This is a genomic window from Vreelandella halophytica (genome assembly GCF_968193635.1).
Map to the genome: position 1 here is coordinate 37114 of NZ_OZ309107.1, position 18982 is coordinate 56095.

At 59.1% G+C, this 18982-nt stretch carries 14 protein-coding genes and 3 rRNA genes; 8 read left to right on the forward strand and 9 right to left on the reverse strand.

The window, feature by feature from the left end; all coding sequences use genetic code 11:
• Positions 1 to 2: 2 nt before the first annotated feature.
• Together ACWHXT_RS00170 and ACWHXT_RS00175 are read right to left on the reverse strand one after the other, a co-directional pair.
• Positions 3 to 569 (reverse strand): hypothetical protein, encoded by a 567-nt coding sequence (locus ACWHXT_RS00170; RefSeq protein ID WP_447956833.1) that lies wholly within the window; start codon positions 567 to 569, stop codon positions 3 to 5.
• Entirely contained in the window at positions 562 to 2190 is a 1629-nt protein-coding gene (locus tag ACWHXT_RS00175) for a sodium:solute symporter (protein ID WP_447956834.1), read from the reverse strand. Before ACWHXT_RS00175 ends, ACWHXT_RS00170 begins: the two co-directional genes overlap by 8 nt.
• A 155-nt stretch (positions 2191 to 2345) precedes the next feature.
• On the opposite strand from ACWHXT_RS00175, the gene ACWHXT_RS00180 reads away from it, so the two are divergent.
• The 4 genes from ACWHXT_RS00180 (at position 2346) to ruvX (ending at position 5143) form a co-directional block, all read left to right on the forward strand.
• A complete protein-coding gene (locus tag ACWHXT_RS00180) occupies positions 2346 to 3029 on the forward strand; it encodes a CvfB family protein (protein WP_447894794.1) in 684 nt (227 codons plus the stop codon).
• 71 nt (positions 3030 to 3100) lie between these two features.
• Positions 3101 to 4060, forward strand: a complete 960-nt coding sequence (gshB, locus tag ACWHXT_RS00185) for a glutathione synthase (RefSeq protein ID WP_447927568.1) — start codon at positions 3101 to 3103, stop codon at positions 4058 to 4060.
• Positions 4061 to 4130: 70 nt separating this feature from the next.
• Positions 4131 to 4688 (forward strand): YqgE/AlgH family protein, encoded by a 558-nt coding sequence (locus ACWHXT_RS00190; RefSeq protein ID WP_447956835.1) that lies wholly within the window; start codon positions 4131 to 4133, stop codon positions 4686 to 4688.
• Positions 4688 to 5143, forward strand: coding sequence for a Holliday junction resolvase RuvX (gene ruvX, locus ACWHXT_RS00195; RefSeq protein ID WP_447927570.1), 456 nt, complete (start codon positions 4688 to 4690; stop codon positions 5141 to 5143). The genes ACWHXT_RS00190 and ruvX overlap by 1 nt, the downstream gene beginning before the upstream one ends.
• Before the next feature lie 66 nt (positions 5144 to 5209).
• Here the strand turns inward: ruvX and pyrB are convergent, their stop codons facing one another.
• Entirely contained in the window at positions 5210 to 6235 is a 1026-nt protein-coding gene (gene pyrB, locus ACWHXT_RS00200; RefSeq protein WP_447956836.1) for an aspartate carbamoyltransferase, read from the reverse strand.
• A gap of 534 nt (positions 6236 to 6769) precedes the next feature.
• On the opposite strand from pyrB, the gene ACWHXT_RS00205 reads away from it, so the two are divergent.
• The 4 genes from ACWHXT_RS00205 (at position 6770) to ACWHXT_RS00220 (ending at position 13761) form a co-directional block, all read left to right on the forward strand.
• Positions 6770 to 8302, forward strand: a 16S ribosomal RNA gene (locus tag ACWHXT_RS00205).
• A gap of 344 nt (positions 8303 to 8646) precedes the next feature.
• A 23S ribosomal RNA gene (locus ACWHXT_RS00210) occupies positions 8647 to 11537 on the forward strand.
• Positions 11538 to 11648: 111 nt separating this feature from the next.
• Positions 11649 to 11764 (forward strand): 5S ribosomal RNA (gene rrf, locus ACWHXT_RS00215).
• Together the 16S, 23S and 5S rRNA genes form the textbook arrangement of a ribosomal RNA operon.
• 665 nt (positions 11765 to 12429) lie before the next feature.
• A complete protein-coding gene (locus ACWHXT_RS00220) occupies positions 12430 to 13761 on the forward strand; it encodes a deoxyguanosinetriphosphate triphosphohydrolase (RefSeq protein WP_447927572.1) in 1332 nt (443 codons plus the stop codon).
• Positions 13762 to 13766: 5 nt separating this feature from the next.
• Here the strand turns inward: ACWHXT_RS00220 and ACWHXT_RS00225 are convergent, their stop codons facing one another.
• From ACWHXT_RS00225 to ACWHXT_RS00250, 6 genes are all read right to left on the reverse strand, one after another.
• Positions 13767 to 14675 carry a nuclease-related domain-containing protein gene (locus ACWHXT_RS00225; RefSeq protein WP_447927573.1) on the reverse strand — a complete coding sequence of 303 codons (909 nt, stop codon included), beginning with the start codon at positions 14673 to 14675 and terminating at the stop codon, positions 13767 to 13769.
• A gap of 55 nt (positions 14676 to 14730) precedes the next feature.
• On the reverse strand, positions 14731 to 15105 hold the full coding sequence (locus tag ACWHXT_RS00230) for a translation initiation factor Sui1 (RefSeq protein ID WP_447927574.1): 375 nt from the start codon (positions 15103 to 15105) through the stop codon (positions 14731 to 14733).
• A complete protein-coding gene (locus tag ACWHXT_RS00235; RefSeq protein ID WP_447956837.1) occupies positions 15089 to 15805 on the reverse strand; it encodes an HAD family hydrolase in 717 nt (238 codons plus the stop codon). The genes ACWHXT_RS00230 and ACWHXT_RS00235 overlap by 17 nt, the downstream gene beginning before the upstream one ends.
• A gap of 396 nt (positions 15806 to 16201) precedes the next feature.
• Positions 16202 to 16540, reverse strand: a complete 339-nt coding sequence (locus ACWHXT_RS00240; protein ID WP_447927576.1) for a hypothetical protein — start codon at positions 16538 to 16540, stop codon at positions 16202 to 16204.
• Between the two features lie 153 nt (positions 16541 to 16693).
• Complete coding sequence (gene fba / locus ACWHXT_RS00245) at positions 16694 to 17758, reverse strand: class II fructose-bisphosphate aldolase (protein WP_447527306.1); 1065 nt, start codon at positions 17756 to 17758, stop codon at positions 16694 to 16696.
• A 46-nt stretch (positions 17759 to 17804) separates the two neighbouring features.
• Positions 17805 to 18977: a phosphoglycerate kinase gene (locus ACWHXT_RS00250; protein WP_447956838.1), complete on the reverse strand. Its 1173-nt coding sequence runs from the start codon at positions 18975 to 18977 to the stop codon at positions 17805 to 17807.
• Positions 18978 to 18982: the final 5 nt, after the last annotated feature.

Consider the following 18982-nt stretch of genomic DNA (forward strand, 5'->3'; position numbering starts at 1 on the left):
ACTTACATGATGCGCCCCTTCTGACTCAACTTTCGCTTTTCATCCTTTCTTTCTCCAAAAGCGGGTTCACCGCGCGGGTTTTGCCGTGCCGCCCGTTCGAGCCCGTCAAGTATCACGGGTTTGAGTACCGGCAGGGTTTCGCCGGAAAGTGCGCTCAGCACGATCACGCGGTGCTGGCGCCCCTTCGAGTAGCCAAGCCAACAGGGCAGCCAGAGCGGCTTGGGCGGGGCTTCCAGTAGCTGCACCTTCCAGCGCCTGGGGTTGGCCATCCGCTCCCAAAACCACTGCCTGGTGACGGTGTCGGCGGCGGGTGCTTCACTGCCCTCGAGCGCCAGTTCTCCGGCGGGGCGCGCTTGTTGGCTGGCAAGCATGGCACTGGTTAAAAGCATCGGTCGGCGCAGGCTGAGACTTGCCAGCAGCCACGCGCAGGGCGTTTGGGGCGCTGTGCCCAGGGCAAATGCCCAGAGCGGCACCCAAACGGGCTCGAAGCGCTGGGCGCCCAAGCGTTTGAAGCGCTTTTGGGCGGTGTCGAAGTCGATACGCCGCGCAAGCGTTAAAGGCTTATCCATTCGCCCATCCCTGGAGCAGGGCGAGCAGGGCCAGCATCAGAGCGAACCATGCCGCGAGCCCCAGGCAGCGCCGCCGGGTCAGGCGTGCCTCGAAGCCCACTTCCGGGGCGCTGTTGGCCCGGGCGGCAAGGATCGCCTGCATGTCCGGGGCGGTCTCGTCGATGAGGACATCGCTGAGCTGCTCGCTTTGCGGCGCGGGGCTCGTCAGGCTCACCAAATAGCCCACGCCGACCGACACCGCCACGCCGATGGTGTTGTTGTAAAGCCAGGAGATGTCCATGAAGGCGGTGGTCGCCCAGACCGCCAGCATGCCGGTGCAGAGCCCTGCCAGGGCGCCCCGGCCGTTGCTGCGGTGGCTGAAAATCGCGAGCAGGAACGTGCCCAAAAGCGCCCCGTAAAACCAGGAGCCCACCTGATTGACCACCTCGATGACCGGGCCCAGATTACCCGCGAAAAACGCAAAGAGCGTGGCGTAAAAGCCCCAGAAGACCGTCGCCCAGCGGGAAGCTTTCAGGTAGTGGGTATCGCTTGCATCGGGCTTTATATAGCGGCTGTAGAAATCCCGCACGGTGACCGCCGAGAGCGAGTTGAGCGCTGAATCAAGACTCGACATCGCCGCGGCGAACACCCCGGCGATCACCAGCCCCGCCATGCCGGAGGGGAAGGTCTCGACCACGTAGCGGGGCAGCAATTCGTTGAGGTTCTCCGGCGCGGTCAAACCGTTTTGTTGGTAGTAGGCGGCCAGGATGATGCCGACGAACAAAAACAACAGCATCTGCGGGATGAGCAGGTAACCGCCGATCAGCAGCGAACGCTGGGCATCCGGCACGGAAGGGCTCGAGAGCACACGCTGAATCTGACTCTGGTCGGTGCCAAAGTACGCCACGTGGAGAAAGAAGCCGCCAAAAAGGCCCGCCCAGAGGGAGTAGGTGACGCTTGGGTCAAGCGACAGGTCGATGGCGTTGAACATGCCAGAGTCCGCGCCGAAGGCAAACACATCGCTCCATCCGCCGGGGAGGCTCGTGACCAAAAAAATCACGCTCAATAGCGCGCCGAGCCAGAGCACGAACATCTGGATGACGTCGGTCCAGATCACCGCGCTAATCCCGCCCAGCACCGTGTAGCTGATGGCCAGTACCGCCATGATGATGATGGTGAGGTTCACGCTCCAGCCGGTGACGACCGCCAGCACCAGCGCCGGGGCATAGAGCACGACGCCGGTGGCAAGGCCGCGGGCGATCAAAAACAAAAGCGCGGTCAGCGTACGCGTACCCGGGCCGAAGCGGCGCTCCAGAAGCTCGTAGATGCTGTAAATCCCCGCGCGGTGAAAGATCGGGACGAACACCAGGATCAGCACGATCATCGCAAGCGGCACATTGATGAAGGTGACCAGCCGTTCGAGACCGCCTTCGAACCCCCAGCCCGGCGCGCCGATAAAGGTAATCGCGCTTGCCTGGGTCGCCATGACCGAAAGCCCGATGGCCCAGCTGGGTATTTTGCGCCCACCCAGAAAGTAATCCTCGGGACTGTGCTGGTCCTTGCCAAAGCGCGAGCCGATCCAGGCGATCAGCGCGATATAACCGATCAATACGACCGTATCCAACAACGTGAACCCTTGCATACACCTCTCCTGCCCTTTTGTTGTGTCTTTTTTGAGCATAGCAGGTTGTCTTAAGGCCATTGAATCAAGCGCGCCTGGGTAAAAACACTCCGGCGGCTTTGCCCGGGGGCGGGCCAGGCGCCATAATGAGGGCTCATTTTTCGAGGATGCTGTTCATGGCTGACGACGCGCGCTCAACCCCCAGGTCGGCAAGCGATGCAAGCGCCCAAATAGGGGAAGTGGCTTACCTGACGGTAACGGCTGTCAATAATACCGGTGCGTTTCTGCGCTGGGGCCCGCCCAAGGACGTGCTACTGCCCTATAGCGAACAGCGCTTTCGCCCCGACCCCGGCAAGCGCGTCCTGGTGATGCTTTACGAGGACGACCAGGGCCGCCCGGTGGCGACGATGCGGCTGGACCGCTTTTTGAGTGACGACGCCACCCCCCTTGAAAACGGCGAGGAAGTCGCCATTATCGTGGCCGACCGTACCGATCTTGGCTTGAAAGTGGTGGTCAATCACCGCTACTGGGGCCTGATCTATCAGGACGACATCACCAAGCCTCTGCGCCGTGGCCAATCGGTCACCGGCTACGTCAAGCAGCGCCGTGAGGATGGCCGCGTGAATATCTCGTTGCTGCCGCCCGGGGCGGCGCGCCTGGACGTGGTGGGCGAGAAAATTCTCGTTGCGCTTCGCGAAAGCGGCGGTTATCTGCCGCTGGGCGATAAAAGCGACGCCCACGCGATCAAGGCGCGCCTGGGGGTCAGTAAAAGCGCCTTCAAGCAGGCGATCGGTCGGCTTTACAAGCAGCAACTGATCACGCTTGCGCCGGATGCAATACGCCTGGTGCCCGGCACTTGAGCCCTGAGGTTGGAGCCGTATCACCAGTGCGGCATACTGCTTCCCTACGTTTATGAATGGATAGTGCCCCGATGAGTCAATCGAATCTGCAGCTTGGCGTCGTGATGGACCCCATCAGCGACATCGCCTACAAAAAAGACACGACCCTGGCCATGCTGTGGGCTGCCCAGGCGCGTGGCTACACCCTTTACTACATGGAGCAGGGCGATCTTTTCATGCAGGCGGGCAAAGCCTACGCACGCATGCGCGCGCTCACCGTGCACCACGACCCGGCGCATTGGTTCGATCTGGGCGAGACCGAGTCGCGTCCGCTGTCGGATCTCGATGCGGTCTTGATGCGCAAGGACCCACCAGTGGACGCCGAGTTCATCAACGCGGTGCATCTGCTCGGGTTTGCCGAGCGTGAAGGCGTGCTGATCGTCAATCCGACCCAGGCGCTTTTGCAGTGCAACGAGAAGCTCTTCGCCCAGCAATTCCCCGAGTGCTGCACGCCGACGATCGTGGCCAGCCGCGATGACGTACTGCGCGCGTTTCATGCCGAGCACGGCGATGTGATCTTCAAGCCGCTGGATGGCATGGGCGGTACCGGCATTTTTCATATCGGCCCGGACGGGCGCAACATCGGCGCGGTGATCGAGCAGCTCACCCTGCGCGGTCAGCGCCAGATCATGGCTCAGCGCTACCTGCCCGAAATCAAGGATGGCGACACGCGCATTCTGCTGGTGGATGGGGAGCCCGTGCCTTTTGGGCTGGCGCGCATTCCCTCTGCCGGTGAAACCCGGGGCAACCTGGCCGCCGGTGGGCGTGGCGTAGCCCGCGAGCTCACCGAGCGCGACCACTGGCTGATCGACCAGGTCAAGCCGGCCATCAAGGAAAAGGGCCTGATGTTCGTAGGCCTCGACGTCATCGGCGATTACATTACCGAGATCAACGTCACAAGCCCTACCTGTGTGCGCGAAATCGACGACCAGCGCGGGACCGATATCGCAGGCTTGCTACTGGACGCCGTCGAGCGTCGGCTCGCCTCGTAAGGCCCAATAACCCGCGATTTACTGCACATCAAGCGAGGCGCGCTGGATTTCCGCGCGCCGTAGGAGACGCATGCAAAGCTTAAAGCACCACTTTTTAATGGCCATGCCGCACCTGGATGATGCCAACTTCGCCGGTAGCCTGATCTATCTGTGCGACCACGATCACAACGGCTGCATGGGCGTGATTCTCAATAGCCCGATGGATATCACCCTCGATACGCTGTTCGAGCAGCTCTCGCTGGGCGGAGACGACAGCCCCCATCGCAATGCGCCGGTTTACTACGGCGGGCCGATGCACAAGGACCGCGGCTTTATTCTGCATGTAGGCGACAGCCAGGCGTGGGACTCAAGCGTTCAGGTCGATGACCATATCGCGCTGACCACCTCGATGGATATTCTCAAAGCGCTGGCCGATGGCGAAGGCCCCGAGCAGTTTTTGGTCTGCCTGGGGTGCTCTGGCTGGGAAGTGGGTCAGCTCGAAGAGGAACTCAAGGAGAATAGCTGGTTGACCGTGGAAGGCGACGGCGGCGTTATTTTCGAAACCCCGCCCGCTGAGCGGCTGGCCGCCGCCGCCGGTATTCTCGGCGTCGACCTTAATTTGATGACCCGCGATGCAGGGCACGCCTAATGGCCATGGCGGGTCAGCGCCTGATACTTGCCTTCGATTACGGCACGCGGCGTATCGGTTTGTCGGTGGGTAACGAGCTTCTAAGAAGCGCGCGCGAGCTCGAGCCATTGACCGCGCGCGACGGCATTCCCGACTGGCAGCGTGTCGAGGCGCTATTAAAGGAGTGGCAGCCGGATCTGCTGGTGGTGGGCCTGCCGCTCAACATGGACGGCAGCGAATCGGCCATGAGCACCCGGGCACGCAAATTCGGCAATCGTTTACACGGGCGCTTTGGTCATCCGGTGGAAATGGTCGATGAGCGCGGCTCCACTCGGGAAGCCAAGACAATCGCTCGCGAGGCGGGCCATCGCGGCAATTACCGTGAAGAGAGTGTCGACGGCATTGCCGCCGTGCTGATACTGGAAGGCTGGTTCGCCCACCAGGAAGGATTACCCGGCGGGCGGCTTTCGCTCTAAAAGGCGCTCTTTAAAGAGCGCTTTTTTAATGCTCGTCGTTTCTACACGACTCAAATGGCCAGGGCGTCAGATATCCAGCGTGCCGGTTTGGCCGGGCACGAACCAGCGTACCGGGCGCAGATCCTCGGCGATCAGCCCATCCACTTTCAAAAGCGTGGCAAAAATGGCCATACGCATGGGGATGCCGTTATCGGTCTGGCGGAAAATCGCCAACCGCGGGTCGCCGTTGAGATCCACGTCGAGATCGTTGGCCTGGGCCCGGCTATCCCGCGGCAGCGGATGCATCACGATGGTGGACTTACCGCAGTACTGGTCCAGAAACGCCTTGTTCACCACGAAGTCGCTGGAAAGCCCCTTGAAGCCCTCGTTCATTTCTTCGGTGAAGCGCTCTTTTTGAATCCGCGTGGTGTACACCACGTCCAGGTCGCTGAAGTCCATGCCCAGATGTTCGCGTGTCTCTACCCGGTGGCCGCGGGATGTCACCAGGTCGATAAGCGAGGCCGGCATCTCCAGACCCGGCGGCGAGACCAGGGTAATTCGCAGCGGGTCATATAAAGAGAGCAGCTTGATCAGCGAGTGTACGGTGCGGCCGTACTTCAAATCCCCGGTCAATAGAATGTGTGCACCGCTTAACGTCTTGCCGAGGCGCTGAAACTCCTTGTCGATCGTATAAAGGTCCAACAGCGCCTGGCTTGGGTGCTCGCCGGGGCCGTCGCCCCCGTTGATGACCGGCACGTTGGTTGCCTCGGCAAACTCGGCCACCGACCCCTGGTCGGGGTGGCGCATCACGATGGCATCGCAGTAGCCGCTCATGACCCGGCTGGTATCGTAAAGCGACTCGCCTTTCGCCATGGAAGAGAAGGTAAAGCCGGTGGTATCGCACACGCTGCCCCCCAGACGACAAAACGCGGCGTTGAAACTAACGCGGGTACGCGTACTGGCTTCGAAGAACAGATTACCCAACACCGCGCCTTCCAACACGCGCGTAACCTGCTGGCGGCTGGCGATGGGCTCCATTTGCGCGGCAACGCGTAAAAGGTGGTTAACGCTTTCGCGGTTTAATGAGTCGACGGATAGCAGGTGGGGGCTCATCACGGACCTCGGTGAAATGGTGGGCGAGAGCGCTAGTGTAACCGCCAACCTACACCTTGCCGAAACGCTTTAATAAGCTTCCTTTACCCAGTGAAGCATTTTCTCTAAAAAGCCCTTGCGTTCAAGCCGTTGAGGTCGTAAAGTACGCATCCGCTGCCGGGGACGCAAGGCGTTGCCAGCGGTGAATGAGAGTAAAAACTCTCGGTTTGTCAGGAAGTTAGCGGTTTTTTGCTCGCTCGCTTCACTCGCCAAAATTGGCGGTTGACAAACTTCAGGAAATGCGTAGAATACGCCTTCCTCGCTACGGCAACCGGCTCAGGTCATCAAGTCAAGTATTAGCCGAAGCGAAACCGCTCTTTAACAATTTGATCAGGTAATTCATGTGGGCGTTTGCCGATGAGGGTGACAAGTCACCTTATATCAAGGCAAGCGCACAAGAAGAATTTTCGAATTCTTCAAATTCGTTTGAACCTTGAGCCAAGATTGATTCGCCTCTGTTGCTTTCGAGCGACAGGCAAGAATCACAATGATTTTAAACTGAAGAGTTTGATCATGGCTCAGATTGAACGCTGGCGGCAGGCTTAACACATGCAAGTCGAGCGGTAACAGGTCCAGCTTGCTGGACGCTGACGAGCGGCGGACGGGTGAGTAATGCATAGGAATCTACCCGGTAGTGGGGGATAACCTGGGGAAACCCAGGCTAATACCGCATACGTCCTACGGGAGAAAGGGGGCTTTGGCTCCCGCTATCGGATGAGCCTATGTCGGATTAGCTGGTTGGTGAGGTAACGGCTCACCAAGGCAACGATCCGTAGCTGGTCTGAGAGGATGATCAGCCACATCGGGACTGAGACACGGCCCGAACTCCTACGGGAGGCAGCAGTGGGGAATATTGGACAATGGGCGCAAGCCTGATCCAGCCATGCCGCGTGTGTGAAGAAGGCTTTCGGGTTGTAAAGCACTTTCAGCGAGGAAGAACGCCTGGCGGTTAATACCCGCCAGGGAAGACATCACTCGCAGAAGAAGCACCGGCTAACTCCGTGCCAGCAGCCGCGGTAATACGGAGGGTGCAAGCGTTAATCGGAATTACTGGGCGTAAAGCGCGCGTAGGTGGCATGACAAGCCGGTTGTGAAAGCCCCGGGCTCAACCTGGGAACGGCATCCGGAACTGTCACGCTAGAGTGCAGGAGAGGAAGGTGGAATTCCCGGTGTAGCGGTGAAATGCGTAGAGATCGGGAGGAATACCAGTGGCGAAGGCGGCCTTCTGGACTGACACTGACACTGAGGTGCGAAAGCGTGGGTAGCAAACAGGATTAGATACCCTGGTAGTCCACGCCGTAAACGATGTCGACCAGCCGTTGGGTGCCTTGTGCACTTTGTGGCGAAGTTAACGCGATAAGTCGACCGCCTGGGGAGTACGGCCGCAAGGTTAAAACTCAAATGAATTGACGGGGGCCCGCACAAGCGGTGGAGCATGTGGTTTAATTCGATGCAACGCGAAGAACCTTACCTACCCTTGACATCCTGCGAACCCGGAAGAGATTCCGGGGTGCCTTCGGGAACGCAGAGACAGGTGCTGCATGGCTGTCGTCAGCTCGTGTTGTGAAATGTTGGGTTAAGTCCCGTAACGAGCGCAACCCTTGTCCCTATTTGCCAGCACGTAATGGTGGGAACTCTAGGGAGACTGCCGGTGACAAACCGGAGGAAGGTGGGGACGACGTCAAGTCATCATGGCCCTTACGGGTAGGGCTACACACGTGCTACAATGGCCGGTACAAAGGGCTGCGAACTCGCGAGAGTAAGCGAATCCCGGAAAGCCGGTCTCAGTCCGGATCGGAGTCTGCAACTCGACTCCGTGAAGTCGGAATCGCTAGTAATCGTGGATCAGAATGCCACGGTGAATACGTTCCCGGGCCTTGTACACACCGCCCGTCACACCATGGGAGTGGACTGCACCAGAAGTGGTTAGCCTAACTTTGGAGGGCGATCACCACGGTGTGGTTCATGACTGGGGTGAAGTCGTAACAAGGTAGCCGTAGGGGAACCTGCGGCTGGATCACCTCCTTAAACGATGCGTCACTCTCCCGGCAAGCGCTCACAATGAATTACCTGATCAAGTAGCTGTTGATGCGCAGTGACAAACGTTCTGTCCTTCACACATCAAAAGAAAAAGCCTTGAGGTTTCAAGATCTTTTTTCTTTTTTAACGTGAAAGATCGCTTGTCACTGCTTATGGCAGTCGCTCTTTAACAATGTATATCATGCTGACAGTATCGAATGACGATACGAAGACAAAAGCCCTCGGGCTTGCGTGTTCGTGGCGTGATCTCGATACGCAATTGTTTTGTGATACGTTTCAAGCGTATCCGGCAATCGTTGTCATTGCGGGATCCAGACTCCTTCGGGTTATAGGGTCAAGCAATGAAGCGCACACGGTGGATGCCTAGGCAGTCAGAGGCGATGAAAGACGTTGTAGCCTGCGATAAGGTTCGGTGAGGTGGCAAACAACCTGTGACCCGGACATCTCTGAATGGGGAAACCCACTGACCACAAGGTCAGTATCGTATCCTGAATACATAGGGATACGAGGCGAACCGGGGGAACTGAAACATCTAAGTACCCCGAGGAAAAGAAATCAACCGAGATTCCCCCAGTAGCGGCGAGCGAACGGGGACCAGCCCTTAAGCATGTGAATGGCTAGACGAACGGATTGGGAAGTCCGGCCGTAGCGGGTGATAGCCCCGTAGTCGAAAGTCTGATCATGTGAAATCGAGTAGGTCGGGGCACGAGAAACCCTGATTGAAGACGGGGGGACCATCCTCCAAGGCTAAATACTCCTGACTGACCGATAGTGAACCAGTACCGTGAGGGAAAGGCGAAAAGAACCCCGGCGAGGGGAGTGAAATAGATCCTGAAACCGTGTGCGTACAAGCAGTAGGAGCCCACTTGTTGGGTGACTGCGTACCTTTTGTATAATGGGTCAGCGACTTATATTCAGTGGCGAGCTTAACCGATAGGGGAGGCGTAGCGAAAGCGAGTCTTAACTGGGCGACCAGTCGCTGGATATAGACCCGAAACCGGGCGATCTATCCATGAGCAGGGTGAAGGTTGAGTAACATCAACTGGAGGCCCGAACCAGGATCTGTTGAAAAAGATTTGGATGACTTGTGGATCGGAGTGAAAGGCTAATCAAGCCCGGAGATAGCTGGTTCTCCTCGAAAGCTATTTAGGTAGCGCCTCACGTATCACCACCGGGGGTAGAGCACTGTTTCGGCTAGGGGGCCATCCCGGCTTACCAACCCGAGGCAAACTCCGAATACCGGTGAGTGCAGCGTGGGAGACACACGGCGGGTGCTAACGTCCGTCGTGAAAAGGGCAACAACCCGGACCGTCAGCTAAGGTCCCCAAATCCTGGTTAAGTGGGAAACGATGTGGGAAGGCTCAGACAGCTAGGAGGTTGGCTTAGAAGCAGCCATCCTTTAAAGAAAGCGTAATAGCTCACTAGTCGAGTCGGCCTGCGCGGAAGATGTAACGGGGCTCAAACCAGGTACCGAAGCTACGGGTTCATCCTCTGGATGAGCGGTAGAGGAGCGTCGTGTAAGCCGATGAAGGTGGATCGAGAGGTCTGCTGGAGGTATCACGAGTGCGAATGCTGACATGAGTAACGATAAGGGGAGTGAAAAACTCCCCCGCCGGAAGACCAAGGTTTTCTGTTCGATGCTAATCAGAGCAGAGTGAGTCGGCCCCTAAGGCGAGGCCGAAAGGCGTAGTCGATGGGAAACGGGCTAATATTCCCGTACCGGATGTCATTGCGATGGGGGGACGGAGAAGGCTAGGTGAGCCAGGCGTTGGTTGTCCTGGTGAAAGCGAGTAGGCCTGGGTCTCAGGTAAATCCGGGACCCTTTAAAGCCGAGACGCGAGACGAACGGATTACGATCCGGAAGTCACTGATGCCACGCTTCCAGGAAAAGCCTCTAAGCTTCAGATGACATGCGACCGTACCCCAAACCGACACAGGTGGTCAGGGTGAGAATCCCAAGGCGCTTGAGAGAACTCGGGTGAAGGAACTAGGCAAAATGGTGCCGTAACTTCGGGAGAAGGCACGCCGGATTAGGGTGAGAGGACTTGCTCCTTTAGCCCGAACCGGTCGAAGATACCAGGTGGCTGCAACTGTTTAGTAAAAACACAGCACTCTGCTAACGCGCAAGCGGACGTATAGGGTGTGACGCCTGCCCGGTGCCGGAAGGTTAAGTGATGGTGTTAGCCGCAAGGCGAAGCTCTTGATCGAAGCCCCGGTAAACGGCGGCCGTAACTATAACGGTCCTAAGGTAGCGAAATTCCTTGTCGGGTAAGTTCCGACCTGCACGAATGGCGTAATGATGGCCACGCTGTCTCCACCCGAGACTCAGTGAAATTGAAATCGCCGTGAAGATGCGGTGTACCCGCGGCTAGACGGAAAGACCCCGTGAACCTTTACTATAGCTTCACACTGGATACTGATGTTGCCTGTGTAGGATAGCTGGGAGGCTTTGAACTCCGGACGCCAGTTCGGAGGGAGCCAACCTTGAAATACCAGCCTGGCATCATTGGTGTTCTCACTCGGGTCCGTTATCCGGATCGAGGACAGTGTGTGGTGGGTAGTTTGACTGGGGCGGTCTCCTCCCAAAGAGTAACGGAGGAGCACGAAGGTACCCTCAGCACGGTCGGACATCGTGCAATGAGTGCAAGAGCATAAGGGTGCTTGACTGCGAGACAGACACGTCGAGCAGGTGCGAAAGCAGGTTCTAGTGATCCGGTGGTTCTGTATGGAAGGGCCATCGCTCAACGGATAAAAGGTACTCCGGGGATAACAGGCTGATACCGCCCAAGAGTTCACATCGACGGCGGTGTTTGGCACCTCGATGTCGGCTCATCACATCCTGGGGCTGAAGTCGGTCCCAAGGGTATGGCTGTTCGCCATTTAAAGTGGTACGCGAGCTGGGTTTAGAACGTCGTGAGACAGTTCGGTCCCTATCTGCCGTGGGCGTTGGATGTTTGAGAAGGGCTGCTCCTAGTACGAGAGGACCGGAGTGGACGCACCTCTGGTGTTCCGGTTGTCACGCCAGTGGCATTGCCGGGTAGCTATGTGCGGACGGGATAACCGCTGAAAGCATCTAAGCGGGAAGCCCCCTTCAAGATGAGACATCCCCGAGGCCTCGAGCCTCCTGAAGGGCCCAGCGAGACCAGCTGGTTGATAGGCACGGTGTGGACGCGCTGCAAGGCGTTGAGCTAACGTGTACTAATGGCCCGTGAGGCTTGACCCTATAACACCCAAGGGGTCTGGTCCTGCAGTGACAACGACGCTCGACAGAGCACCGGATACGCAAAAAAGAAACGATCACAAGACAGTCAGCCGATATACATTGAAAGTTACGCCTGACGACCATGGCTTGCGTGAACCACCCGATCCCTTGCCGAACTCGGAAGTGAAACCGCAACGCGCCGATGGTAGTGTGGGGTCTCCCCATGCGAGAGTAGGTTATCGTCAGGCACCTCTTCGAAAAAGCCCCGAGCACATCGTGTTCGGGGCTTTTTTATGTGCGCAGGAAAAGGCCGAGAGAAGAGGCGAGCACTGGCAGGGGGCACAAAAGTATCAGTGCCACCATGCCCTTGTAGGAGCCCGATTCATCGGGCGATGGCGGCGTCAGCCGCCCGGGGTGGAATCCGCCACCGTGCCAGCCATCCGCCCCGGCGGCGCGGTGCGCCGCATCGCTGGCTGAAGCCTGCTCCTACAAAAACGGGGGCACAAATGGCCTCGGTGTCACTGCGGCCTTGTAGGAGCCCGATTCCTTGGTGGTCCGACACCTCGGCGATGGCGGCGCCCAGCCGCCCGGAGTTGGATTCACCACCGTGCCGGCCGCTACCCCGGCGGCGCGTTGCGCCGCATCGCGGGCTGAAGCCTGCTCCTACAAAAACAGGGGCACAACAAGGCCTCGGTGCCACCGCGGCCCTGTAGGAGCCCAATTCATTGGGCGATGGCGGCGTCAGCCGCCCGGAGTTGGATTCGCCACCGTGCCGGCCATCCACCCCGGCGACGCGGTGCGCCGCGTCGCGGGCTGAAGCCTGCTCCTACAATGCCTGCCCCCGTATAACACGCTGCCCACTCACGCCGGATCGCCGTTTGTGTCAAAATGCACGGTCTCAAGGAGGATTGCCATGACACAGATGCGCTGGGAGCAGCTGCTCTCGCCCCGCCGTTTGCACGACAAGCGCTCGACCACTGGCCGCGAAATAGGGCGTACTCCGTTTCACAAGGACCACGACCGCATCGTGTTCTCGGGCTCGTTTCGTCGGTTGGGCCGCAAGACCCAGGTTCATCCGCTTACCGAAAACGACCATATCCATACCCGCTTGACCCACTCCCTGGAAGTAGGCTGCGTTGGGCGCTCGCTGGGCATGATCGTAGGCGAGCTGCTTCAGGACCAGCTCCCGGAATGGATTACGCCGGCGGATCTGGGCGTGATCGTGCAGACCGCCTGCCTGGGGCACGATATCGGCAATCCCCCCTTTGGCCACGCCGGCGAGTACGCCATTCGCGACTGGTTCCGCCGCGCCCAGGGCAGCGGGCTGCTGGAGGGGTTGTCCGAGGCCGAGTGTGAAGACTTGCTTACCTTCGAAGGCAACGCCCAGGGCTTTCGGGTCATTACCCAGATCGAGTACAACCAGTTCAATGGCGGCATGCGTCTCTCGGCAGCGACCCTGGGGACGTTGCTGAAATACCCCTGGACGGCGCGCTACGGCGGCCGGGCGGGCAAATTTGGTTGCTACCAGTCCGAGCAAGCGCTGCTGGCCGAGGTGGCCGAGGCAGTGGGCCTTTTACCCCAGGGCGAGCAGCGCTGGTGTCGCCACCCGTTGGCGTGGCTGGTCGAAGCCGCGGACGACATCTGCTACGCGCTGCTCGACCTGGAAGATGGCCTGGAGATGGGCATTCTGCGCTATGAAGAGGTCGTCGAGATTCTGCGCCAGGTCGCCGGCGAGTTTCCGCCGGAGTACGACGAGATGCTCAGCCGTAACGTCTCTCAACGCCGGCGTATTGCGCTATTGCGCGGGGCGGCCATGGAACGCGCGGTCAATGAAGTAGCCTCGGTGTTCGTGCAAAACGAGCAGGCACTGTTGACCGGCACACTGGGCGACGATTTGCTGGAACTTTGCCATCCGGACCTGGGGTGGGGGGTACAGGCCGCTAAACAGTTGGCAAGAGAGCGGATCTTTCAAAACGAGCGCAAGGCAAAGCTCGAGATCGGCGCCTATACGACGCTGGGGATTCTGTTGGAAGCGTTTATCGGCGCGGCCCACGAGCTACACCACACCGGGCAGAGCTCGTTCAAACATCAGCGCGTATTGGCGCTGATTGGTGAGAACACGCCGCTGCCCTCCTGGACGCTTTACGACAGCTATCGGCGGATGCTCGATTTCATCGGCGGGATGACCGACCACTACGCCGTGGACTTGGCCCAGGAGATGGGCGGCCGGCTGCGCGGCGACTAAAGACGTTATACCGACGGCTGACGCAGATGGCGGGGTTCCATGATCCGTGAGCGCTCCATGAGCACATGAATGACCTTGTCATGCATGATATCGCTAAGTGGCCCCGTCGTGATGTGGTTTAGCTGACGCGAGAGCTGCTCGCCGCTGACCACCATCACATCCGGCGCGGCTTCACTCGTGTCGATCTCCCAGCCGGGTAGCACCAGTACGCCTTTCACCTTGACGGGTACGCCGCAGCGCTGCTCCAGCCACTGAGAAAGCCAGGCCACTCCCTGGCGGGTTTTATGCAACGGGCGGCGCTCCTGCCAATGGGGAAAACGCAACCGTTCCCGCTCGACCGCGACCTGGTTGACCTCTTTACCTTGGGTATTGATCGCTAGCGTGCGCGCCCGGGTTTCCACGACGAAGACGCCTTGCGGCGTGACCACGACATGGTCGAGGGTGAAGCTATCGGTAGGCACGTCGTGAAACACGTAGTAGGGATGCGCTTCGGGGCGAATCATCCGCTCGAGTTCCTGGCCGACGGCCAGCTCGCAAGCGAGCCCCAGCTTGAGCCGGCGAATGCGCTGATAGTCGCGAATCAAAAGCAGCGAAAACGCCACCACCAATAGCGTACTCAGCAGGCCGTAGAGCGCCCATTCGATCCACTCCTGACGGATGACGAACAGCATGCGCCCCATGCCGTAGACCAGCGGCGCAAGGCTTATGATCGGGCCTAGTGCACCGTTTAAAAACAGGCTGGAATAGGCCTGATCGAGGCGGTGGCGAAGGGCCTGACCCGGTTCGCGTAGCGGCGCATCGAAGGGCGATTGGACCCGCGCATCGTGCAGGCTGCGCAGCGCCAGAACGACGCTGGCCATGGCGGCCATCGGGAACAGGAAAATGAGCGGTAGCAGGTAATCCAGCCAAACCATTGCAGTGCCTTACCGGTAAGCAGAGTCACTCTGCGGTGTTTGCCTGGCGGGTCGTCTAGCCACCCGCCAGCTTAACCTTGTAGCCCATTGCTTCAAGCGCCACTTTGAGCGTTTCGCGATGGTCCCCTTGAATCTCGACGATACCGTCTTTCACCGCGCCGCCGGTACCGCAGCGCTTCTTGAGCGTCTTGGCAAGCGTTTTGAGTTCTTCACCGCCAAGCGGAATGCCACTTAGCGTCGTGACCCCTTTGCCTTTACGTCCGCTGGTTTCGCGGCGGATGCGCACGATGCCATCGAGGGCTTCGATCCGCGCCTGTTCGCTGGCCTCTTCGCAGCGACACTGCTCGACCGGTTCGCGGCAATCGGGGCAGGTTTTACCCTGTTCGGTTGAGTATACAAGACCACCCAACTGGTCACGTAATGACGCCATACTGTTTCTCTACTAACGATTCGGGTATTGCCGCGGGCTCTCGTTCGAAGGCCAGACGCTCCACCACCCCGGTCAACTCGCGCATGCTGCGAATCTCGAGCGCGCCCTCGGGCGTGGTTTCTGTCTCGGGAAAGCGGTTGAGGTGGATGACCGTCATCCCCGCTTTCAAGGCGGCGCGTACGCCGACCAGGGCATCGTCGATGGCGATGCACTCACCGGCGCTATACCCCATGATACTGGCTGCGTGTAAATGTAGACAGGGTTCGGGCTTCCAGCAGTTGGCGGTATAGCCGCTGAAAAAGCGTTTACCGAAGTAGGTGTCTAATCGGGTAGCCTTGAGGGCGGTCTGAATCTTGGTTTCCGGACCGTTGGAGACCACGGCGCTGGGAAAATGGCTCAGATTTTCGAGCGCATCGTACACCCCGGTTAGCGTCGTCAGTTCCTGGGCAAGGCGAAAAGCCAGATTTTCGCGCATGATGCGCTCGGCCCGATCGAGGGTTTCGGCATCGACGGTGCCGAAACGGGCCTGAAGCTCGGCGACGATATTGCGAAAGCGCGCGCCGCGGAATTCACCCATGTAATCGCTGCGTTCGAAGGGCAGTCCGACACTGCTCAGCGCCGTGGCCATCTCTTCGGCAAGAAGGGGTTCGCTATCAACCAAAGTGCCATCACAATCGAACAACAAAAGTGGAAGCGGCATCGTTGATCCTTGCAGCGTTTCGCTGCGTGTAGTGATAAAAGCCGACTGTTGACCTATTGAACGAGATTTTTAGGGTTTTGTGAACACTGTTTTATAATTTTTTTACAGTTATATAACGCCGCCGCGGCCCTTGTGGGGCTGCGGATGATGACAGGCAGCGACAAAAAGCGTGTTAAAACCTTCACCTAACGACGAAAGCTTATTCGGCGCAAACCGAACCGATGCAAAAGCTAAAACCTTAGGGTCTGTCTGAAAAGTCGACGAGCGAAGACAAGACAAGGCAAAAATTGGCGAAAAAACGGAGTTTACATGTGTAAATGAGTATTTTGATCGGACTCGCGCGCGAGCCAATTTTTAACGCCGTATTGTCGAGCGCAGGCACTTTTCAGATAGAGCCTAGCGTGTGAGTCGGCGGGAGTTGGCCCGGCTGCGGCGATGATAGGGCGAAAGCGTGTTTTGGCTGGTGACCCACCAGGGCGCGTAATGGCCGCTTAGCGCGTTAAGAAAGGTCTTTTGCATCACCATTCCGGCTTCCAGGCTCGCCTCGATTTTCTCGGTGACCATGCGCTGATTCTCCAGCATCATCGAGGGGCTGAAAAACGGCTGCGTCTGCCATAACTTTTGTCGCTCGGTAATCGTCGAAAGCGAGGTGCTCCAAAGCTCGAAAGCCATGAAGCCCGCTTTGTAGATGCCCAGTACGGGTAGAAAGGGGGCGCTAAACGGCGTTTGTTTCATAAGAGCTACCTGTAACGATGCGGGATAGGCGCGCAAGCGCCCCGAAGCGCCATACTACACCGATGCTGCGCTGCAACAACCGTTTTAGCGCCTGGGGCGGGCAAATAAAAAAGGCGGCCAGGGCCGCCTTTTCTTTACGTGTGGAACCCGGCGTTATTTTACCTTGGGATCCAGCTCGCCGCGCGCGTAGCGCTCGAACATCGCTTCCAGGTTGATCGGCTTGATCTTGCTGGCGTTACCGGCGGTGCCGAAGGCCTCATAACGGGCGATACACAGATCGCGCATGGCCGTGACGGTCTCTTTCAGGAATTTACGCGGGTCGAATTCGGCCGGGTTCTGCGCCAGAAAACGGCGTACCGCGCCGGTGGAGGCCAGGCGCAGGTCGGTGTCGATGTTGACCTTGCGCACGCCGTGCTTGATACCTTCGACGATTTCGTCGACGGGCACGCCGTAGGTTTCCGGAATCTCGCCGCCGTACTGGTTGATGACATCCAGCCACTCCTGGGGGACCGAGGAGGAGCCGTGCATCACCAGGTGGGTGTCGGGAATGCGGGCGTGGATCTCCTTGATGCGCTTGATCGAGAGCGTATCGCCGGTGGGCGGCTGGGTGAACTTGTAGGCGCCGTGGCTGGTGCCGATGGCGATGGCCAGCGCGTCCACGTGGGTCGCCTTGACGAACTCGGCGGCCTCTTCCGGGTCGGTGAGAAGCTGCTCCATGTCGAGCTTGCCTTCCGCGCCGATGCCGTCCTCTTCACCGGCCATGCCGGTTTCCAGGCTGCCCAGACAGCCAAGCTCGCCCTCGACGGAAACACCGCAGGCGTGGGCCATTTCCACCGTGCGACGGGTCACGTCGACGTTGTAGTCGTAGTCCATGGGCGTCTTGCCATCTTCACCGAGTGATCCATCCATCATCACCGAGGAGAAGCCGAGCTGAATCGAGCGCTGACATACCGCGGGGCTGGTGCCGTGGTCCTGATGCATGGCCACGGGGATATGCGGAAACTCTTCGACCGCGGCGAGAATCAGGTGGCGCAAAAACGGCGAACCGGCGTACTTGCGCGCCCCCGCCGAGGCCTGAATGATGACCGGCGAGTCGGTTTTGTCTGCGGCCTCCATGATGGCGCGCATCTGCTCGAGGTTGTTGACGTTGAAGGCCGGGATGCCGTAGCCCTGCTCGGCGGCGTGGTCGAGCATTTGGCGCATGCTGATTAAAGCCATGAAGTCACCTTAAGTTTGTCTGTATTGATGGATGAGGTGGATGCAATTACCGGGTGCCGCGGGCGGCGGCTTCAAGGGCAGTCACGGCGGGGAGCTCCTTACCCTCGACGTACTCTAAAAACGCGCCTCCTCCGGTCGAGATATACGAGACGCGGTCACTAATGGCGTACTTGTCGATAGCCGCCAGGGTGTCGCCTCCGCCGGCAATCGAGAACGCCGGGCTTTCGGCGATGGCGTTGGAAAGCGCCTCGGTGCCTTTACCGAACTGATCGATTTCGAACACCCCCACCGGGCCGTTCCATAAAATGGTACCCGCCTCTTTCAAAAGGCCGGCCAAGCGCTTGGCGGTCTCCGGGCCGATATCCAGAATCATCTCGTCGTCATTGACCTGGTCGACCGGCTTGACCGTCGCTTCAGCGGATTCGGAAAACTCGGTGGCGACGACCACGTCCGTCGGCAGCGGGATATCGACCGTGGCCATTAACGTTTTGGCTTTGTCGACTAGCTCCGCCTCGTAAAGCGATTTGCCCACATTGTAGCCCGCCGCGGCGATGAACGTATTGGCAATCCCGCCGCCGACGATCAACTGGTCGCACTTTTCAGAAAGCGCGTTGAGAACGTCGAGCTTGGTGGAGACTTTCGAGCCGCCGACGATCGCCGTCATCGGGCGCTTCGGATTGGCCAACGCTTTCTCCAGCGCCTCGAGCTCCTGGGCCAGCAGCGGGCCGGCACAGGCTTTTGGCGCAAAGCGCGCGACGCCGTGGGTCGAGGCCTGGGCGCGGTGAGCGGTGCCGAAGGCGTCCATTACGAAGATATCGCAAAGCGCGGCGTAGCGCTTGGCAAGCGCCTCGTCGTCGCCTTTCTCGCCGCGGTTGAAGCGTACGTTTTCGAGCAGCACCACTTGGCCGTCATCGAGGGTCGGCGGCTGGTCCAGATAATCGGTCGAGAGCGTGACCGGCTGGCCCAGAAGCTCACTCAAGCGCTCGGCGACCGGGGCCAGCGAGAACTCTTTTGCCGACTCGCCTTCGGTAGGCCGGCCCAAATGACTCATCAGCATGACCTTGGCCCCTGCGCTTACCGCCGCTCGAACGGTCGACAAAACGGCGCGCAGGCGCGCATCACTCGACACACGGCCATGCTTGATCGGTACGTTTAGGTCCTCACGGATCAGTACACGCTGTCCTTGAAGCGATAATTCGGACATTTTTTGCACGTTCATCTAAG